General features: G+C 70.3%; 15 protein-coding genes. 4 read left to right on the forward strand and 11 right to left on the reverse strand.

Going from position 1 to position 17,817, the window contains the following annotated elements; genetic code table 11:
* Positions 1-70 precede the first annotated feature (70 nt).
* From eno to B3G12_RS01245, 11 genes are all read right to left on the reverse strand, one after another.
* Positions 71-1,354: a phosphopyruvate hydratase gene (gene eno, locus B3G12_RS01195; protein ID WP_144942392.1), complete on the reverse strand. Its 1,284-nt coding sequence runs from the start codon at positions 1,352-1,354 to the stop codon at positions 71-73.
* A gap of 115 nt (positions 1,355-1,469) precedes the next feature.
* Entirely contained in the window at positions 1,470-2,342 is an 873-nt protein-coding gene (locus B3G12_RS01200) for a MazG nucleotide pyrophosphohydrolase domain-containing protein (protein ID WP_414672716.1), read from the reverse strand.
* Entirely contained in the window at positions 2,339-3,538 is a 1,200-nt protein-coding gene (locus B3G12_RS01205) for an adenosine deaminase family protein (RefSeq protein WP_144942393.1), read from the reverse strand. Before B3G12_RS01205 ends, B3G12_RS01200 begins: the two co-directional genes overlap by 4 nt.
* A 2-nt stretch (positions 3,539-3,540) precedes the next feature.
* Complete coding sequence (locus B3G12_RS01210; protein ID WP_186367277.1) at positions 3,541-5,373, reverse strand: hypothetical protein; 1,833 nt, start codon at positions 5,371-5,373, stop codon at positions 3,541-3,543.
* Positions 5,374-5,599: 226 nt separating this feature from the next.
* Complete coding sequence (locus B3G12_RS01215; RefSeq protein ID WP_144830769.1) at positions 5,600-6,013, reverse strand: cytidine deaminase; 414 nt, start codon at positions 6,011-6,013, stop codon at positions 5,600-5,602.
* A 41-nt stretch (positions 6,014-6,054) separates the two neighbouring features.
* A complete protein-coding gene (locus B3G12_RS01220; protein ID WP_414672717.1) occupies positions 6,055-7,380 on the reverse strand; it encodes an ABC transporter permease in 1,326 nt (441 codons plus the stop codon).
* Positions 7,377-8,594, reverse strand: a complete 1,218-nt coding sequence (locus B3G12_RS01225; RefSeq protein WP_144942395.1) for an ABC transporter permease — start codon at positions 8,592-8,594, stop codon at positions 7,377-7,379. The genes B3G12_RS01220 and B3G12_RS01225 overlap by 4 nt, the downstream gene beginning before the upstream one ends.
* Complete coding sequence (locus B3G12_RS01230; protein WP_144942396.1) at positions 8,591-10,231, reverse strand: ABC transporter ATP-binding protein; 1,641 nt, start codon at positions 10,229-10,231, stop codon at positions 8,591-8,593. Before B3G12_RS01230 ends, B3G12_RS01225 begins: the two co-directional genes overlap by 4 nt.
* A 27-nt stretch (positions 10,232-10,258) precedes the next feature.
* Positions 10,259-11,350, reverse strand: a complete 1,092-nt coding sequence (locus B3G12_RS01235; RefSeq protein ID WP_144942397.1) for a BMP family lipoprotein — start codon at positions 11,348-11,350, stop codon at positions 10,259-10,261.
* Positions 11,351-11,470: 120 nt separating this feature from the next.
* Positions 11,471-12,739 carry an amidohydrolase gene (locus tag B3G12_RS01240; protein WP_186367279.1) on the reverse strand — a complete coding sequence of 423 codons (1,269 nt, stop codon included), beginning with the start codon at positions 12,737-12,739 and terminating at the stop codon, positions 11,471-11,473.
* Between the two features lie 65 nt (positions 12,740-12,804).
* A complete protein-coding gene (locus B3G12_RS01245; protein ID WP_055083500.1) occupies positions 12,805-13,920 on the reverse strand; it encodes a mannose-1-phosphate guanylyltransferase in 1,116 nt (371 codons plus the stop codon).
* 331 nt (positions 13,921-14,251) lie between these two features.
* Here B3G12_RS01245 and sdhC point away from each other — a divergent pair, with 331 nt between their 5' ends.
* From sdhC to B3G12_RS01265, 4 genes are all read left to right on the forward strand, one after another.
* Positions 14,252-14,629, forward strand: a complete 378-nt coding sequence (gene sdhC / locus B3G12_RS01250; protein ID WP_083482375.1) for a succinate dehydrogenase, cytochrome b556 subunit — start codon at positions 14,252-14,254, stop codon at positions 14,627-14,629.
* Positions 14,630-14,633: 4 nt separating this feature from the next.
* The gene (locus tag B3G12_RS01255; protein ID WP_055083498.1) at positions 14,634-15,119 is read left to right on the forward strand and encodes a succinate dehydrogenase hydrophobic membrane anchor subunit; all 486 of its coding nucleotides are present in this window, start codon (positions 14,634-14,636) and stop codon (positions 15,117-15,119) included.
* A 106-nt stretch (positions 15,120-15,225) separates the two neighbouring features.
* Complete coding sequence (sdhA, locus tag B3G12_RS01260; protein WP_126874918.1) at positions 15,226-16,977, forward strand: succinate dehydrogenase flavoprotein subunit; 1,752 nt, start codon at positions 15,226-15,228, stop codon at positions 16,975-16,977.
* A complete protein-coding gene (locus B3G12_RS01265; protein ID WP_126874919.1) occupies positions 16,977-17,759 on the forward strand; it encodes a succinate dehydrogenase iron-sulfur subunit in 783 nt (260 codons plus the stop codon). The genes sdhA and B3G12_RS01265 overlap by 1 nt, the downstream gene beginning before the upstream one ends.
* The last annotated feature ends 58 nt before the right edge of the window (positions 17,760-17,817 follow it).

The raw sequence follows: 17,817 nt of genomic DNA on the forward strand, positions 1-17,817 counted from the left end.
CTGCGAACGGGGACCGGGCGGCGCGTCGGTGGGCACCGGCGACGTCACGGGTGCGACGCCGCTGCGCGGCTCACTTCGCGGTGAAGCGCGGGAACGCGGAGGCGCCCGCGTAGGTGGCGGACTCGCCCAGCTCCTCCTCGATGCGCAGCAGCTGGTTGTACTTGGCCACGCGCTCGGACCGGGCGGGAGCGCCGGTCTTGATCTGCCCCGCGTTCACGGCCACGGCGATGTCCGCGATGGTCGTGTCCTCGGTCTCGCCCGAGCGGTGGGAGATCATGCAGCGGTAGCCGTTGCGCTGGGCCAGCTCCACGGCGTCGAACGTCTCGGTGAGCGAGCCGATCTGGTTGACCTTCACGAGCAGGGCGTTGGCCACGTGCTCGTCGATGCCGCGGGCCAGGCGCTCGGGGTTGGTCACGAAGAGGTCGTCGCCCACGAGCTGGACCTTCTCGCCGATGTGCTCGGTCAGGGTGGCCCAGCCCTCCCAGTCGTTCTCGTCCAGGGGGTCCTCGATGGAGACCAGCGGGTACTTCTCGACGAGGTCCGCGTAGTACGCGGACATCTGCTCGGCCGAGCGCTTCTGGCCCTCGAAGGAGTACGAGCCCTTCTCGAAGAACTCGGAGGACGCCACGTCCAGCGCGAGCGCGATGTCCTTGCCCGGCGTGTAGCCGGCCTTCTTGACGGCCTCGAGGATCAGGTCCAGCGCGGCGGCGTTGGACTCGAGGTTCGGCGCGAAGCCGCCCTCGTCGCCCAGACCGGTGGACAGGCCGCGGTCCTTCAGCACGGACTTGAGGCTGTGGTAGACCTCCACACCCCAGCGCAGGGCCTCGGAGAACGTGGGCGCACCGATCGGCGCGATCATGAACTCCTGGATGTCCACGTTGGAGTCCGCGTGGGAGCCGCCGTTGAGGATGTTCATCATGGGCACGGGCAGCACGTGGGCGTTGGGCCCGCCCAGATACTTGTAGAGCTCGAGGTCGGCGGAGCTCGCGGCGGCGCGGGCAATGGCCATGGAGGCGCCCAGGATCGCGTTGGCGCCCAGCTTGGCCTTGTTGTCGGTGCCGTCGAGCTCCAGCATGGCCTGGTCCACGGCCCGCTGGTCCGAGGCGTCCAGGCCCACGACCGCCTGCTCCAGCTCCTCGTCCACGGCGTGGACGGCGTCCAGCACGCCCTTGCCCTGGTAGACCTTCTTGTCCCCGTCACGGCGTTCGACGGCCTCAAACTCGCCGGTCGAGGCACCGGACGGAACGGCCGCGCGTCCGAAGCTGCCGTCCTCGAGAAGCGCCTCCACCTCGACCGTGGGGTTGCCGCGGGAATCCAGGATCTGGCGTGCTTGCAGCGCAATGATCATTGCCATGAAAATCTCCTTGTCGGTCGTCGACCCGTGGGACGGTCTGCGCCCCACCCTCCAGCCTACCGAGGGCACCGGGTCAGTGCGATCCGGCGGGGCCACCGGTTCTCGGCCCGCCTTCTCAGCGAGCCACGGGCCCGTCGTTCTCGCGCACGAAGCGCCGCACCGCCTGGCGCAGCGCGCGCTCGGCGTCGAGCCCGCGCGCCGAGCTCGACTCCAGCAGCGCGAGCAGGTGGTCTCCGAGTTCGCGCTCCCCCGCCTCCCGTTCCTCGGCGGTCGGCTCGGCCTGCGCGACGGCCACACCGGCGACGGCGTGGCGCCTCGCCTTGGAGAATGCCTTCTCGCCGTAGGCCAGCGCGGGCAGCGCCGGCGGGATGCCGTCGAAGATCCGGGTGCGGTGGGGCTTCTCGTCCCGCTTCACGGCGTCCCAGCGCGCGGAGAGCTCCGCGCTGTCGGGCGCTGCGGTGTTCGGGGTCGCGCTGTCCGGGGTGGCTCCGTCCGGAGTTGCAGTGCCCCGGGACGCGGTGCCCGCGCCGGTGGCGAACGACGCCGCAGCCGCGCCGTTCGCGGAGGACGTGGCCTCGACCGCGGACGACGTCGCCGCGTTGCCGGCCGCGGGCTGCCCCTCGGCGGCGTCGTTCCCCGGAAAGACGTGGGGGTGACGGCGGACGAGCTTGGCGGTCACCGCGTCGATCACGTCCGAGACGTCGAAGTGCTCCTCACCGGTGTGCTCCTGGCCGATCCGCGCGTGGAAGACCACCTGCAGCAGCACGTCCCCGAGCTCCTCGACGAGCTCGTCACGGCGCCGCCGGGAGGGTTCAAGCGTCTCGACCGCCTCGACGACCTCGTACGCCTCCTCCACGAGGTAGCGCAGCAGCGACTCGTGCGTCTGGGCGGCGTCCCACGGGCAGCCGCCCGGGGACCGCAGCCGGTCCATGACGGCGAGCAGCCGCTCGAACTCCTGCCCGGGTGCCGTCCCGTCCTCGCCGTTCACGCCCGCTCCTCCGTGACCTGCTCCTCGAGCCACAACTGGTACTTGCGGGGCACGAACGCCGCGCGAGCCGCGTTGCGCTGGACCACCACGACATCCTCGTCCGACCAACCCGCACTGGTGCGCAGCTGCTCGAGCTCGTGGCCGAGCGAGGTGTCGCTCATCAGCCGGTTGTCCGGGGAGATGGTGACCGCGAAACCGCCCCGCAGCAGCCGTGTGACCGGGTGCTCGGCAATGCCCTCGCCCCACGCGCTGCTCGCGCCGGTCTGCAGGTTGGAGCACGGGCAGACCTCCAGCGCGACCTGCCGGTCCCGGATCCAGGCCGCCAGCGGGGACGTGCCTTCCGGGTCCTCGTCCAGCAGCCGCACGCCGTGGCCCAGGCGCAGGGCGCGCCCCACCAGCAGGGCATCCGCCATGGACGCCGCGCCGTCCGCCTCGCCCGCGTGCAGCGTCACCGGGATCCGGTGCGCGGCCAGCAGGTCGAGGGCCTCGCGGTGGGCCGAGGCGGGGAAGCCCGCCTCGGGGCCAGCGAGGTCGAAGGCGACCACCGCTCCGGGCTCCGGCTCCCCGGGAACCCGGCCGGGCGACGTCGCCGTCGGGAGCTCCTGGGGCGTCAGCTGCTCGGCGGCCGCTCCCGCGGCGCCGCCGACGAGGGCATCCTCGCCGCGGACCCGGCGCACCACGAGCTCGGCGATCTCGGTGGAGCGCTCCAGGTGGCGCATCGCGCACAGGATCTGGACCACCGAGAGGTGGCCCCCGGCGGCGCGGACCTCCTCGACGCCCTCGGCCAGTCCCTGCTGCACGGCGTCCACCGCGGCGTCGAGCGTGAGCCCGCCCGCGACGTGCTGCTCCGGCGCCCACCGCACCTCGGCGTGGACGAGCCCGTCCGCCACGCAGGCCTGCGTGTACTCGCGGGCCACGCGGCGCAGGGCGTCCGCGGTCTGCATCACGGCCACCGTGTGCTCGAAGGTCTCCAGGTAGCGCACCAGGCTGCCGGAGTTCGCGCTATCACGGAACCACCGGCCCAGGGACTCGGCGTCGGAGGCGGGCAGCTCGTGGCCCGCCTCGCGGGCGAGGTCGAGGACCGTGGCCGGGCGCACTCCCCCGTCCAGGTGGTCGTGCAGGCAGATCCGGGGACGTGGCCCGAGGGCCCCGCCCGCAGTGCGGACGGGGCCCTCGGGGGACTCTCGTGTGCTCATGCTCAGTAGTTCCAGTCCTGCAGCGCCTCGTTGACGTGCTGCGGGATGTTGGAGCCGGTGCGCGGGTACATCCGCAGCTCCTCCAGGTAGTTCTGCCCCGGCAGCCGCTGCTCGTAGCGCACGAATGCCTCCTCGTCCGAGTAGTCGAACGTGACCTCCGGGGGCAGGCCCGGCCGGAAGCGGAACATCATAGCCAGCGGTGCACCGGAGCCCTCCACGTAGGAGTCGTCCTTGAGCTCCTGGACCTTCAGCAGGTCCTCGGGCACCAGATCGAACGTGGGGCGCTGGTCCCAGAAGCCGTTCAGGCGCACGTGGGTCAGGGCGTCGTAGTACGTGCCGAGCGCGCGCACGCGGATCAGCACTGTGGAGACCTCGCGGGCCGTGCCCTCGGAGCCGAAGAGGTGCCGCTGCGCCTCGGCGAGGCGGGCGAGCACGTCCCCGGTGGTGAGGGTGAGGTTGCCCGGAGCCAGCGCGGACATGTCCACGCCCTGCTCCTGCGAGCCCCGGTAGGACGGGGACACGTCCGTGGCGGCCGCGAGCTGCGGCGCCCCTTCGGGGTCCTCGTCCGCGTCGGTCGCGGCACCCGGGACCAGCGGGTCGCTCGTCTCGGTGCCGAACGCCGACTCGTCCACGTGGGCGGGCAGGTCCTCGGAACCGGTGGCGGTGCTCTCCTCCGCGGCCGCCGTGGCGGTCGTCGGGAGCTTTTGCTCATCCAGTGCCACGCCCTGCTCGGAGACGCCCTGCTCGGGGAGGTTCTGGCCGGAGAGGTTCTGCTCGGTGAGCTCCTCCCCCTCGGTGCTGGTCAGCGTCTGGGCGGTCCCGTCCGTGACCACCTCGTCCTGGGCGTCCACGGCGGGCGCGGTGAACGGGTCCTCGTCGGCCACGCCGGTCTCGGGCGCCACGTCCTCGGCGTCCCGGCCGTCCTGGGCGTCGAGGCCCTCGGCGCGGGCGGCGTCAGCGGCCGCGGCGTCCTCGGCCAGGGGGTCCCCTGCCGTGGTGTCCTGCGCGGTCGGTGCGTTCGTGACCAGCGGTGCCGGGTGCTCGCCGGCCGCCACGACGTCGCCGTCCTCGGCGGGCTGGGCCACACCGTTGTCGACCACGCGCACGGCGTCGTCCTGGCCGTCGAGCTCGGCCTCGCCGGGCGTCACGGCACCCGCGCCGTCGGCGCGGTCCGTGGACGTGACGTCGTGCCGGGCGTCCTCGGGGAGGCCACCGGTGGGTTCCTCGGCGACGCCGCCCTGGGAGGCGTGGTCTACCACGTCGCGATGCGCGCCGGCGTCCGCACCGGGACCCGCGATGGCGCCGTGGCTGACGGCACCGTGGCTGTAGCGCTCCACGCGGGACTCGCCGTTGGGGAAGTCGTAGGACACCGTGATCTCACGCCGGCCCTCGTTCGGGGCGGACGCCGCGATGTCCAGCTGCCGCCACGGGCCCACGGGGGTGCTCATGGCCTGGGTGTAGAGGTCCGCGACGTCGTCGAACAGCGGCGAACCCTGGTCCACCGTGCCGTTCTCCACCTCGTCCTGCGCCTCACCGACGGCCTGCCGGGTCTGGTGCGTCATGATGTTGCCGGACTGCACGAGCGTGAGCCGTGCGCGGTCCGCGCCGCGGGAGAGCAGCAGCTCCACGAGGTTGCGCAGTGCACCGCTCTCGGGCAGGGGCGCCGCCTGGGTCTCGGGCCGACGCCGGGTGCTCTCCTGCTTCGCAGCGGCCGACTCGGGGGCGTTCGGCTGCGCAGGCCGCTCCACCGCGGGGAGGGTCGGCTGCGGGCCGGGCGACGGCTGCGGGGCCGGGTTGGTGTTCTTGTTGCCGCGGAACAAATCTCTCAAACCCACGTGATCGTTTCCCTTCAGAGCCTGGCGTGGTTTCTCGTCCAAAGTATATGCGGGGCGTCCCTGGCGGAGCCTGGACCCGTGACACCGGGAGTCCCCGCGCGCACCGCCGTGGCCCGCGCCGAAGCCTCGTCCGCCGCGTCCCCGTGTCCATCCTGCTCGCGCAGCTCGGAGCCCATGGCCCAAGGAGACGGGCGGGGCAGGGATCGATGGCGGCCCGGCAGGACCGTCAGAGGTTCTGCGGCCCGAACGCGTCCGGCAGCACCTCGTCCATGGAGCGGACACCGCTGACGGTGAGTAGCTGCATGTCCTGCGCGCGGTGCTCGTAGAGCAGCTGGCGGCAGCGCCCGCAGGGCATCAGGACGTCCCCGTTGCCGTCCACGCACACGAACGCCACGAGGGACCCGCCACCTGACATGTGCAGCGCGCTCACCAGCGAGCACTCGGCGCACAGGGTCACTCCGTAGGAGGCGTTCTCGATGTTGGCCCCGGTCACCACCCTCCCGTCGGAGACGAGCGCAGCCGCTCCCACGGGGAAGTTCGAGTAGGGCGAGTAGGAGTGGGCGAGGGCCTCGGTGGCCGCGCGCTGCAGCTCCTGCCAGGTGGTCCCGTCCACGGGTGCGTGGGCGTGTGCGTCCTGCATGGGTGCTCCTGTCTCGTGGCCGCCGTGAGCTGGCGGCATCGTCATTCCTTGGTGTAGGGCTCTCCGGAAGCCGCGGGTCCTCGCGAGCGGCCCGCGAGCCCGGCGACGGCGAGGATCGTGACCACGTACGGCAGCATGGCCAGGAACTGGCTGGGGACCGGCGTCCCGAGGAACGAGAGGATGGACTCCAGGTTGGACGCGAAGCCGAACAGCAGGGACGCCAGCAGCGCACCCACGGGGTTCCAGCGCCCGAAGATCAGTGCGGCCAGCGCGATGTACCCGGCACCGGCGGTCATGTCCCGGGTGAACGCCGAGACCGAGACGAGCGTGTAGAACGCGCCGCCGATGCCTGCCACCGCGCCGCCCAGCAGCACGTTGCGCACGCGCAGCGCGTTGACGGACACGCCCAGGGTGTCCGCGGCCTTGGGGTGCTCCCCCACGGCGCGGGTGCGCAGCCCCCAGCGGGTGCGGTAGAGCGCAAACCACACCACGGCCACCGCGAGGTACATGAGGTAGCCGATCACCGACTGGTCAAAGAGCACCGGGCCGATCACGGGGATCTCTGCGAGCAGCGGGATCCGCACGAGTGGCAGCCGCTCGGGAGCGTTGAACACCGCGGCGTTGGGCTCCAGCACGGTGGCGAAAAGGAAGCCGGTCAAGCCCGAGACCAGCACGTTGAGCACCACGCCCACGATCACCTGGTTCACCCGGAAGCGGATCGCGAACAGTGCCAGCACGGCGGAGACCAGCACGGAGCCGAGCACCGCCGCGAGCAGGCCCACCCACGCGCTTCCGGCCAGGGTGCCCGCGACCGCCGCGGCGAACGCGCCGAACAGCAGCTGCGCCTCGATCGCAATGTTCACCACCCCGGAGCGCTCGCACAGCAGCCCGCCCAGCGACCCGAAGACCAGCGGGGTGGCCAGCGCCACCGAGCCCGCGAGCAGCGCCGTCACCGAGAGGCTGGGAGTGCGCGCGGTGGCCACGACCCACACGAGGAAGCCGGTCACGAACAGGAACCCTGCCAGCACGGCAGCCCAGCGTGGCAGTTTCCGGGCCCGGACGGCGGCCCAGACCGCGAGCACCGCGAGCGCGACAGCCACGAACCACCCCCAGGGCGCGGAGGGCACGCAGAGATCGGGCAGCCGGACGGCGTCGTCATCCTCGGAGAGGCGGAACTGCACCGCCTGCCCGGAGGCGCCCAGCGCAAAGACCAGCAGGGCGAGCAGCGCGAGGACGCCCAAGCCGAGAGCGGGCCGCAGGGTCCGCACACCCACCGCGCGGTTGGCGGCCGCGGTGGCGAGTTCGGTCTCCGGAACCGTGTCCCGACGCTGCGGTCGGGGAGCCGGGGTGGTGAGGGCGGAGCTCACGCGGCAACCTCCTGGATGCGGCGACGGCGGGTGGCGAGCGTGAGCAGCGGCGGCAGTGCCACGAACAGCACGATGAGGGACTGCACGACGAGCACGATGTCGATGTTCGTGCCCGTCATCGACTGCATGGTCACACCCCCGGCGCGGAACGCCCCGTAGAGGATGCCTGCGAAGAACGTGCCCCACGGCGTGGAGCGCCCGAGCAGCGCCACGGTGATGGCGTCGAAGCCGAAGGACGCCGCGACCCCGGAGGTCAGCGAGTGCTCCGTCCCGGAGATCTGGGCCGTGCCCGCGAGTCCGGCGAGCATTCCGGCGAGCAGCATCACGACGACGAAGCCGCGCGTCACCGAGATCCCCGCGGTCCGCGCGGCGCGCGGGTTGGCTCCTACCGCGCGCAGCTCGAAACCCACCGTGGAGCGGTTGAGCAGCCATGCGACGGCCACCGAGGCGAGCACGGCCACCACGAAGCCCCAGTGCAGCCGAAAGTGCTCCCCCAGCAGCTTGGGGAACATCGCATTCTCGTCGACGGCCGGGCTGATGGGGTTCGAGGAGCCCTCGCGCTGGAAGCCCGGCAGCGTGAGCAGCCACGCGACCAGGTTCAGTGCCACGTAGTTGAGCATGATGGTGAGGATGACCTCGTGCGCGCCGGTCCTGGCCTTGAGGAGGCCGACGATGCCTCCCCACACCGCGCCGCCCAGCGCGCCCGCAGCGAGCACGGCCAGCAGGTGCACGCCGGCGGGCAGGTGCCACGAGAACCCGACCCAGGCCGCGAGGGTGGCCCCCACGAGGATCTGTCCCTGGGCACCGATGTTGAACAGCCCCGCCCGGAACGCGAGTGCCACGCCCAGGCCCGCAAGGATCAGGGGTGTGGCCACGGTCAGGGTCTCGGTGAGGGGGTAGAGCTTTCCCGAGAGTCCCGCGCCGGACGGGTTGTAGACGGCCCCGTGGAACATCGCCACGTACGCGCTGGACGCCGCTCGCCACATCGCGGCGAACGTGTCCCCCGGGCGGGCAAAGAAGTACCCGGCGGTGTGGCGGACCTTCTCGTCCGTGACGGCGACCAGCAGCCCGCCCAGCAGCAGGGCGGTGACCACGGCGAGCACGGACTGCAGCGTGGAGCCCAGCAGCGTCCTGCGCTGCCCGTCCGCGGAGAGCTCGGTAGGTGGTGGCGCGGAGACCTGCTCCGTGGGTGCCGGTGCGGTGGAGGCGCTCATGCGGTGGGGTTCCCCTCGGGTCGGTCGGTCGCCGCGGATCCGGGTCGCGCGGCGTCGGCACTGCGGACAACCGCGCCGTTGTCCTGCTCGCTCGGCGAGGGCTGCTGCGAGTAATCCCATGGCACGGGCGGCACCACCGCCACCGCGGGCTCGCCCGCCATCATCCGGCCCAGTGCCTCGCGCGGGGTGTCCGGGCCCACGATGCCCATGAGACGGCCGTGGAAGAGGACGGCGATCCGGTCTGCGAGGGCGTAGACCTCATCCAGCTCGGTGGACACGATCAGCACGGCGGTGCCGGTGTCGCGCTCGGCCACGATCCGGCGGTGGATGAACTCGATCGAACCCACGTCCACGCCACGGGTGGGCTGGGAGGCCACGAACAGACTGAGCGGGCGCCCGAGCTCGCGGGCGATGACCACCTTCTGCTGGTTGCCCCCGGACAGCGTGGCCACTGCGGAGTCAACCGAGCCGGTGCGGATGTCGTACTCGGCCACCTGTGCGCCGGCGTGATCCGTGATCGCTCCGAGACGCAGGGACGGACCCCGGGAGAACTCCCGGTCCCGATACCTGTCGAGCACGAGGTTCTCGGCCACGGAGAAGGTCCCCACGAGACCGTCCGTGGACCGGTCCTCCGGCACGAAGCCCACGCCGAACCCGAGCACCTCCCGTGTGCCGAGCCCCACGAGCTCCCTTCCCTCCAGCCGCGCTGAACCGCTCACCCGCTCCTCGAGACCCACGAGCGCCTGCGTCAGCTCGGTCTGCCCGTTGCCCTGCACGCCGGCCACCGCCAGGATCTCGCCGGGTGCGACGTCGAGGTCCACACCGTCCAGCAGCACGACGCCGTTGTCCCCCACCACGGTGAGGCCGCGCACCTCCAGTGCGGCGCCGCCGCCCCGGGCGGGCTTCTTGGCCACGGTCAGGCTGACGTCCCGGCCCACCATCAGGGCGGCGAGCTCGTCCGTGGAGGTCTCCGGGCCCACCTGCGCGACCACGCGGCCGCGACGGATCACGGTGATCACGTCCGAGACGGCGCGCACCTCCCGCAGCTTGTGGGAGATGAAGACGATCGAGGTGCCGCTCTCCCGCAGCTGGCGCATGATCTCGAGCAGCTCGTCCGTCTCGCGCGGGGTCAGCACGGCGGTGGGCTCGTCCAGGATCAGCACCTCGGCGTCGCGCACCAGCGCTTTGATGATCTCCACGCGTTGCTGGACACCCACCGGCAAGTCCTCCACCACGGCATCGGGGTCCACCGCGAAGCCGTAGCGCTCGGAGATCTCCCGGATCCTGGCCCGTGTGCTCTCCAGGTCCAGGGACGCCCCGCGGGTGCTCTCGTGGCCCAGCGCCACGTTCTCGGCCACGGTGAACACCGGGACCAGCATGAAGTGCTGGTGCACCATGCCGATCCCAGCCGCCATGGCATCCCCGGGGCCGCTGAAGCGGACGGGTTCGCCGTCGATCTCGACGGCCCCGGACGTGGGCTCGTACAGCCCGTAGAGGACGTTCATGAGGGTGGACTTGCCCGCGCCGTTCTCACCGAGAAGGCAGTGGATCTGGTGGGGTTCCACCGTGAGGCTCACCCGGTCGTTGGCGGTGAAGTCACCGAACTTCTTGGTGACCTCGTTCAGTGTCAGCTGCACGTGTCGGCTCCTGCCGGGAGTGATCGGTCAGGGCTTCGGCGCGCTCTTGGACTCGACCGTGACCTTGCCGTCGATGACGTCCTGCTTCAGCTGCTGGACCTGCTTGTCGAGGTCCTCGCCCACCGCGTCCTCCTGGTCGTGGTAGGGAGCCAGGCCCACGCCGCCGTTCTCCAGCGTGCCCACGTACTGGGTGTGGTCAAAGGTGCCGTCCGCCGCCTGCGTCACGACATCCTCCACAGACTTCGACATCTCCTTGAGCACCGACGTCAGCACGTACTCCTTGCCGGAATCCAGGGACTCGTAGCCGTCGGTGTCCGGCCAGATCAGGCGCACCTCGTCGCCGCCCTTGTTCGCCTCGGACACCGCGTCTACCGTTCCCTGCGCAGCCTGTCCAGCCACGGGCAGCACCACGTCCGCGCCGTCCCCGATGAGGTTCTGAGTGACGGTCTTCGCCTTGGACGAGTCCTGGAAGGAGCTCAGGAACGTGCCGTTCTGCGAGTCCTTGTTCCAGCCCAGGACCTTGACGTCCTTCTTGTTCTTCTCGTTGTAGTACTTCACGCCGTCCGCGAAGCCGTCCATGAACACAGTCACGGTGGGGATGTCCATGCCCCCGTACGTGGCCACCTTGCCGGTCTGCGTGGTCCCCGCGGCCAGGTACCCGGCCAGGAACGCGGCCTCGGCGGTGTTGTAGACGATGGGCTTGACGTTGTCCGCCGTGATCGAGTTGTCGTCCACGATTGCGAAGTGCTTGTCCGGGTTCGCGGCGGCAACCTTCTTGGTGGTGTCCGCGAGCAGGAAGCCCACGGAGACCGTCAGGTTGCAGCCCTGCTGCGTCATGGAGGTGAGATTGGGCTCGAACTCCGTCTCGGACTGGGACTCCGCCTGGCTGACCTGGATTCCCTTGTGCTCCTCAGCTGCCTTGAGGCCCTCGTAGGAGCTCTGGTTGAAGGAGCGGTCCTGGAACCCGCCGTCGTCGGAGACGATGCAGCCCTTGAAGTCGGAGGCCTGCTGGCTGGACCCACCCGAGCTGTCCGGGGCGGAGCCGCAGCCGGCGAGGACCAGGCCGGTGACCCCGGCCAGTCCGAGCGCGCCGAGAGCGCGGAAACGTCGAGTGGTCATGGGGGTCCTCCGGTCGGTGGGGCTGGGGGACGCCGTGCGCTCGCGGGGCGGCGCAGGCGGCTCGTGAGTCTGCTCAGTGTAGCCCCGGAGAACCCCGTGAATGCCCTCACCCCGGGCGTGTCAAACCTCTGCGCCCTCCGTGCCCTCCGGCGGCAGTGTCGCATCCGCGAGTTCGCGCACCCTCAGGCGCAGGGCCCGCAGCGCGGTGGAGGCCATGACCTGGACGCCGCAGCGGATGGCCTCCTCCTGGGGGGCGTAGTCGGACTGGTGCAGGTCGAAGGTGCGCCCACCCGGCTCGCGCGTGCCCAGGCGCATCATGGCGCCCGGCACGTGCTGCAGGAACCAGGCGAAGTCCTCCCCGCCCATGGACTGCTCGACCAGCAGGATGCTCTCCTCCCCCAGCTCGGCGCGGGCCGAGATCTCCAGCAGGGTGGTCTCGGTCTCCCCGTTGACCACCGGTGGGACGCCACGGATGTGCTCGAGGTCCACGTTCACCCCGTAGGGCGCGGCCACCTGTCCCACGACCTCGTCCAGCATCTCGCCCGCCCGGTACCACGCGTCCGCGTCCAGGCAGCGCATGGTCCCGGCCATGAAGCCGCTCATGGGGATCGCGTTGGGCGCCACGCCGGCGTGGATCTGCCCCCACACCACCGCCACCCCGGAGCGCACGTCCACACGGCGCGAGAGGACGGCCGGCACGTCGATCGCGATCTGGCTCATCGCGTAGACGAGGTCTTCGGTCAGGTGCGGACGGGAGGTGTGCCCGCCGCGCCCGGAGAGCTCGATCCGGATGGTGTCGGAGGCCGAGGTAATGGCGCCGATCCGGGTGCCCACGCTGCCCACGTCCACCTTGGGCTCGCAGTGCAGCGCGAACATCCGCGGCACCCCGGCCAGCACGTTCTGCTTGATGATGCTCAGCGCACCGCCGGGCAGCTTCTCCTCCGCGGGCTGGAAGACCACGCGGACGGCGCCGGCGAACGGCGAGGAGCGATGCAGGTCCGCGAGCACACGGGCGGCGCCGAGCATCACCGTGGTGTGGATGTCGTGGCCGCACGCGTGCATCACGCCCTCGTTGATCGAGGCGTAGTCCAGCCCCGTCTCCTCGAGGATGGGCAGGGCGTCGATGTCCGCCCGCAGCCCCACCATGACCGGACCACGGCCGATGTCCACGTAACACCCCGTGCGCTCGAAGCGCACAGGGCGCAGCCCCGAGGCCTCCAGCGCGTGGACGATCCGCTCCGTGGTGCGGTACTCCTCGTAGGACAGCTCCGGGTGCCGGTGGATGTCGCGGCGGAAGCGGACCAGGTCCGGGAAGTAGTGCGAGAGCAAGGGTCCGATGGCGGGAGGCTGGCCGATGTCGTCGGCGTTCGGCAGTGGCAGATCCAACATGGCTCTCAGGTTACCGCCGGGGCTCTACCGCACGCGCCGCCACGCCCCGCGCCGCGGGGAACGGGTCACAGGACGTCCGTGTCCCCGTTGCGCTTGAGGGAGTCCACCGCGTTCTTCACGCGCTGGGCGTGCTCAGCCGTGGTGACCAGCAGGGCGTCGGGGGTGTCCACGACCACGATGTCGTCCACCCCGATCAGCGCGATCAGCCGGGCGGTGTCCGAGACGACGATGCCGGAGGACTCGTCCGCGAGCACTCGCTTGTTGCTTCCCAGGATCGAGACCTGGGAGTCCGTCTGCGGGTCCACCTTGTTCAGCCGGTTGATCGCCGCGAAGTCCCCCACGTCCTCCCACGTGAAGTCGCCGGGGACCATGGCCACGTCCCCGGCCGCCGCGGCGGGCTCGGCCACCGCGTAGTCGATCGCGGTCTTGGTGAGGGTGGGCCACACCTCGTCCACGACGGCGTCGCGCTCGGTGGTCTCCCACGCGTCCGCTATCCGGTCCAGGCCCTTCGCGAGCTCCGGCTCGCTGCGCCGCAGGTAGTCCAGCATCAGTCCCACGGGCGCGACGAACATCCCCGCGTTCCACGTGTAGCGCCCGCTGGCCACGTACTGCCGGGCGGTCTCCTCGTCCGGCTTCTCCACGAACTGCTCGACCGTGAGCGCGTGGGGGGCCTGCTCGAGGCCCAGGGAGCGCCCCGCCTTGATGTAGCCGAACCCGGTGGCAGGGGACGACGGCGTGATGCCGATCGTCACGATCCGCCCCGTGTCCGCGGCCTGGATGGCCTCGCGCACCACGTCCTGGAAGGCCTGCGCGGGCTCCACCACGTGGTCCGCGGCGAACGAGCCGATGATCGCGGTGGGGTCCCGCCGCTCGATGAGCGTGCACGCCAGGCCGATCGCCGCGGCGGAGTCCTTGGGGGAGGGCTCGAGCACGAGGTCGGTGGCGGAGAGCTCCGGGAGCTGCTCCTGCACCGCCCCCGCGTGCGAGCGTCCGGTGACCACCATCAGCGGGCCGGCGGACAGGCCCTCGAGCCGGTCGTAGGTGGCGCGCAGCAGCGACGAGCCGGAACCGGTGAGGTCCAGCAGGAACTTGGGCGCGTCCGCTCGGGAGAGCGGCCACAGCCGAGAGCCCACCCCGCCCGCGGGGATGAACGGATGGAATCGTTGCAATGGCGAAGTCACGACCGACAGTGTACGGGCCGCCCCCTCAGCAGCACCGGAACCCGGCTGTGTGACGCCCCGGGAGGGTGGCCCGGCAGCCAGTCGCGGGAACCCCTGCTCGATCCCGATTCGGACACGTCCGAGTGCCGTAATTCCCCGTCACGGCGCGGGTCACGCTTGCAGACACGTTGTCAGTCACCGTGCGCGGGGCTGGTATCTTTGCTGAGAACTACCGCATCATCCATGACAGAGCCAGCCAGGGCTCCGCCGTCGCCGTGCACGAGCGCGAGAACGCTGCCGCTTCCACCACTTTCAGTGCGCACGACGACGAGCGACACAGGGAGGACATTCCGTGGCGAACTCATCCAGGGGCACCCTTTACCGCGGCCAGTACGGCATGTGGTCCTGGGTTGCCCACCGAATCACCGGCGTGGCCATCTTCTTCTTCTTGTTGGTCCACGTCCTCGACACCGCCCTCGTGCGTGTCTCCCCCGAGGCCTACAACGCAGTGATGGCCACGTACAAGAACCCCGTAATGGGTCTGGGCGAGGCGGGCCTTGTGGCCGCCATCGTGTACCACGCCTTCAACGGCCTGCGCATCATCCTGATCGACTTCTGGAAGGGCGGGACCAAGAACCAGAAGGGCCTGCTCTGGGGCGTCATCGCCCTGTGGGTCATCGTGATGATCCCGTTCCTTATCCGTCACCTGTCGCACGTTTTCGGGGGTTGATACCGTGAGCACTCCTCTCAAGACCAAGATCCAGGTCCCTCGCAGCCGGGACCTCGAGGTCGACGGCGTGAAGTACAACCGCGCCAGCTCCTCCCGCAGCAGCTTCGAGATGTTCGCGTGGCTGTTCATGCGCATGTCCGGCGTCGTGCTCGTCGTCCTCGTCTTCGGCCACCTCTTTGTCAACCTCATGGTCGGCGAGGGCGTCCACGCCATCGACTTCGGCTTCGTGGGCGGCAAGTGGGCCAACCCGTTCTGGCAGGTGTGGGACCTCCTGCTGCTGTGGCTCGCCATGCTGCACGGCACCAACGGCATCCGCACGATCATCGACGACTACGCCGGGCGCAGCACCACGCGCTTCTGGCTCAAGGTGCTGCTCTTCGTGGCCTCCGCGTTCGTGATCCTTCTGGGCACCATGGTGATCTTCACCTTCGAGCCGTGCCCCGCCGGTGCGGACCCGTCCCTGCTGGCCTCCTTCTGCCCCGCACAGTGACCCGGTGACCGGTGGCGCCCCTCGCGGGGCCACCGGTCACGGTCGTCCCGGCCCGGTGCCGGGCCCCGCACTTCTCACCCTCACCCACGTAGAAAGAACATCTGGTATGCAGGTTCACAAGTACGATGTGGTAATCGTCGGCGCCGGTGGCGCCGGCATGCGTGCCGCCATTGAGTCCGGTCAGCGAGCGCGCACTGCCGTGCTAACCAAGCTCTACCCCACCCGTTCCCACACGGGTGCCGCTCAGGGCGGCATGTGCGCCGCCCTCGCCAACGTCGAGGAAGACAACTGGGAGTGGCACACGTTCGACACCGTCAAGGGTGGCGACTACCTGGTGGACCAGGACGCCGCGGAGGTCATGGCCAAGGAAGCCATCGACGCGGTGCTGGACCTGGAGCACATGGGACTGCCCTTCAACCGTACCCCCGAGGGCAAGATCGACCAGCGCCGTTTCGGCGGGCACACCCGTGACCACGGCAAGTCCCCGGTGCGCCGCGCCTGCTACGCCGCGGACCGCACGGGCCACATGATCCTGCAGACCCTGTACCAGACGTGCATCAAGCACAACGTGGAGTTCTACAACGAGTTCTACGTCCTGGACCTGATCATGGTGGACACCCCGGAGGGCCGCCGCCCCGCAGGCGTGGTCTCCTACGAACTCGCGACCGGCGAGCTGCACGTGTTCCAGGCCAAGTCCGTGGTCTTCGCCTCCGGCGGTGCCGGCAAGGTCTTCAAGACCACCTCCAATGCCCACACCCTCACGGGTGACGGCATGGCGATCGCGTTCCGCAACGGCCTGCCGCTGGAAGACATGGAGTTCGTGCAGTTCCACCCCACGGGCCTCGCTGGGCTCGGCATCCTCGTCTCCGAGGCGGCCCGCGGTGAGGGCGGCATCCTGCGCAACGCGGACGGCGAGCGCTTCATGGAGCGCTACGCCCCGACCATCAAGGATCTCGCCCCCCGGGACATCGTGGCGCGCTCCATGGCCAACGAGGTGCGCGAGGGCCGCGGCTGCGGCCCCAACAAGGACTACGTGCTGCTGGACCTCACGCACCTGGAGCCGGCGCACATCGACGCCAAGCTGCCGGACATCACGGAGTTCGCCCGCACCTACCTAGGCGTGGAGCCCTACACGGAGCCCGTCCCCGTGTTCCCGACCGCCCACTACTGCATGGGCGGGATCCCCACGGACATCAAGGGCGAGGTCTTCCAGGACTCCGAGACCACCGTTCCGGGCCTGTACGCGGCTGGTGAGGTGGCCTGCGTGTCTGTGCACGGCTCCAACCGCCTGGGCACCAACTCCCTGTTGGACATCAACGTGTTCGGCAAGCGCGCCGGCACCTTCGCTGCCGAGTACGCCCGCGATGCCGAGTTCCTGCCCGTCCCGGACGACGCCACCAAGCGCACCGAGGCGCTGCTCGACAACGCGCGCAGCCCGCACGGCAACGAGAAGGTGGCCGCGATCCGCAAGGACCTGCAGGACACCATGGACCTCAACATGCAGGTGTTCCGCACCGCGGAGACCATCCAGAAGGCCCTGGACGACATCGCGGCCCTCGAGGAGCGCTACGCCAGCATCTCGATCCAGGACCAGGGCAAGCGCTTCAACCTGGACCTGCTCGAAGCCGTGGAGCTGGGCTTCCTGCTCGAGCTCGCCAAGGTGATGTCCGTGGCGGCCCTGCACCGTGACGAGTCCCGCGGCGGCCACTTCCGCGAGGACTTCCCGAACCGGGACGACGAGAACTTCATGGTCCACTCGATGGTCTACGAGGACCCCTCCTCCCCCACCGCGGGGATCCGGCAGGAGACCAAGCCGGTGATCATGACCCGCTACGAGCCGATGGAGCGTAAGTACTGATGTCCACTGCAGTCACCGAGAACCAGAACAAGGACGCTCAGCAGCCCGCTGCCGAGGGCGAAGAGGCCATCCCCACGTACGACATCGTGCTCAAGGTGCGCCGCTACAACCCCGAGTTCGACTCCGAGGCGCACTGGGACGAGTGGCCACTGACCATGTACGGCACGGACCGTGTGCTGGACGCCCTGCACAAGGTCAAGTGGGAGCTGGACGGCTCGCTGTCCTTCCGCCGCTCGTGCGCGCACGGCGTGTGCGGTTCGGACGCCATGCGCATCAACGGCCGCAACCGTCTCGCGTGCAAGACCCTGCTCAAGGACCTGGACCTGTCCAAGCCCATCACGGTGGAGCCCATCAAGGGCCTGCCGTGCGAGAAGGACCTGATCGTGGACATGGAGCCGTTCTTCCAGTCCTACCGCGAGATCATGCCCTTCCTGGTGAACGAGGACCACACTCCCACTGGGGAGCGGTACCAGTCCCAGGAGGACCGTGCGCGCTTCGACGACACCACCAAGTGCATCCTGTGCGCGGCGTGCACGTCCTCGTGCCCCGTGTTCTGGACGGACGGCCAGTACTTCGGCCCCGCCGCGATTGTGAACGCGCACCGGTTCATCTTCGACTCGCGTGACCAGGCGGGTGACATGCGCCTGGAGATCCTCAACGACAAGGAGGGTGTGTGGCGCTGCCGCACCACCTTCAACTGCACCGAGGCGTGCCCCCGCGGCATCCAGGTGACCAAGGCCATCGCCGAGGTCAAGAAGGCGGTCTTCGCCTCCGCCCTGTGACGCCCCGCAGTGCCTGAGCGGCCCCGGAACTCCTCGTCGAGTCCGGGGCCGTTTCACA

This window comes from Kocuria sp. UBA5001 (genome assembly GCF_002398425.1).
Lineage (GTDB): Bacteria > Actinomycetota > Actinomycetes > Actinomycetales > Micrococcaceae > Kocuria > Kocuria salsicia.